Origin of the sequence: Streptococcus oralis, from assembly GCF_001075875.1 — a bacterium.
GTDB classification, from domain to species: domain Bacteria; phylum Bacillota; class Bacilli; order Lactobacillales; family Streptococcaceae; genus Streptococcus; species Streptococcus oralis_I.
This window is the reverse complement of the sequence record NZ_JUOS01000182.1, coordinates 1-2,031: the sequence shown is the minus strand read 5'-3', so window position 1 is coordinate 2,031 and position 2,031 is coordinate 1. Positions and strand designations below refer to the sequence as shown.

Sequence of the window (2,031 nt, the reverse complement as noted above, 5' to 3'; positions counted from 1 at the left end):
TTCAGCTTCAGCATCAACAAGTGCAGTAGCCTCAGCATCAGCATCAACAAGTGCGGTAGCTTCAGCATCAGCATCAACAAGTGCAGTGGCTTCAGCATCAGCATCAACTAGCGCGGTCGCTTCAGCTTCAGCATCAACCAGCGCAGTAGCAAGTGCTTCAGCATCGACAAGTGCAGTCGCAAGTGCATCAGCATCAACAAGCGCGATCGCTTCAGCTTCAGCCTCAACAAGTGCAGTAGCTTCAGCCTCAGCGTCAACAAGTGCAGTAGCAAGTGCCTCAGCATCAACTAGCGCGGTAGCATCAGCTTCAGCATCGACTAGCGCAGTAGCAAGTGCTTCTATGGTTCACTCTACTTCAACTAATCAGTCTTCTCAAACTACTACAAGTAAGACACAAGAACGTAAACAGTTACCAAATACTGGAACGTCAGCCTCAGTTTCTTCAGCTCTTCTAGGAGCTATGGTAGGGCTAACAGGTCTAGGTTTAGTAGCGAAACGTCGTAAACGAGATGAAGAATAAGTTTTTTATCTATTCTAATAGTTGATTATTCTGATCAAAAAACCTGAAAGTTCAAACTTTCAGGTTTTTGTCTTGTAAAATAAAAAAGTTAGGAATCAGAGAACCTCTCTGATTTCAGAGTGTTCAAGAATTACTCTGTTATGATAGTGCAATTGTTGCTTTTCCTGCGAAATATGAATGGTAGAACTCTTTTAATGATGATACGAATCAAGTTTGCATTTCCATAGTGCGTCACTATTGAAAATTGAGTTCTGATAATACTGGTTTGTGAATTTCTATTCTAACAGTGCCTTCAGTCTAAAACGGGTGATTAATAGTAATGTTTGTATCAATTTCGTTACATCTATATAGTTTTCCTTCTTTTTTTTAATCGGAGTTTTATCGATTATTTTAGACCTACCTCTTCTGCTCTCATTATTTCTCACTAAATAATTGACTACTGCCTATCTTGTAATTTACCAGCCAAGTTGGGAATAATTTTCTAAGATTATTCAAATTGAGGAAAAAGCCTATTTTAGTTTTTTTCTGTTATTAGAGAAAATAAAAAACTTATAAATAGCATTACACTAGATTTTCTAAGGTTTTTTTCTATTTATGTTATGGATGAGACTTGTTTACATTCTGATAACCTTTATAGAGGTATTTTAGTTTGCCACCTTTTTTGAAATTAGAAACTTTAACTTATTTTCCTGTATTTCTAATTTTTGAGAGAAGGGTTAAAGACGAGTGTGGTCTTATCTTTGAATTTTGTCTATTTAAATATTATAGACACTTTGTAGCTATTTCTTTTTGTTAGCAAAGTTTGGATGTTGTTAGATAAAAAACGAACTTTAAGTCTGTTGACATTAGATAATATGGGTAAAAAGTTCTAAAAACTGGTATTTATTTTATTCAAATCCTTGGACAAGGTTATATAAAATGTGTTATAATAAAGTGTTTTAAAGAACGGATTTTATCAAAATTGTCAAAGAAAATAACATCGGTTAACATATTTATCTAAAATAACCGAACGAAACACTGCTTTATTCTCTTGAATGTTTTGAATTTTTGTTTTTTAAAAAAACGAACTTAAGGAGGAAAAACATGTTTTTTAGACGTCAAGAAGGACGATACAGAGAAACTGATCGTGTGACTCGATATAAGCTAATTAAGTCGGGGAAACACTGGTTGCGTGCCTCAACGTCTCTATTCGGTCTGTTTAAAGTTCTTCGTGGTGGTATTGATACAACTCAAGTAACAACGGAAGTTGTAGAGGATCGTGTGTCAACTTCTATTACTGGCTTAGATATCTTGAAGGGGATAGCGGCAGCAGGGACGATTGTTGGTGGAGGAATTGTGACTCAATCGCATGTCTATGCTAATGAGCAAACAGCGGTTGAGAAAACGATTGAGGGAACGGATACCCTTGTTACTTCAGATCAGGCTGTTTTAGGTACCGTCAATAAAGACAGTGAGCAACAAGCTTCTGTTTCAGCATCAACTTCTATCAGTGAGAGTGCTTCTACATCAGC

General features: G+C 36.3%; 2 protein-coding genes. Both read left to right on the top strand.

Translation table 11 applies throughout. From position 1 onward, the window contains the following. Positions 1-520: LPXTG cell wall anchor domain-containing protein (locus tag ADM33_RS09590; RefSeq protein WP_049504831.1), on the top strand; the 520-nt coding region annotated here is incomplete at its 5' end. A gap of 1,083 nt (positions 521-1,603) precedes the next feature. Next, positions 1,604-2,031: accessory Sec-dependent serine-rich glycoprotein adhesin (locus ADM33_RS09585; RefSeq protein WP_049504828.1), on the top strand; the 428-nt coding region annotated here is incomplete at its 3' end.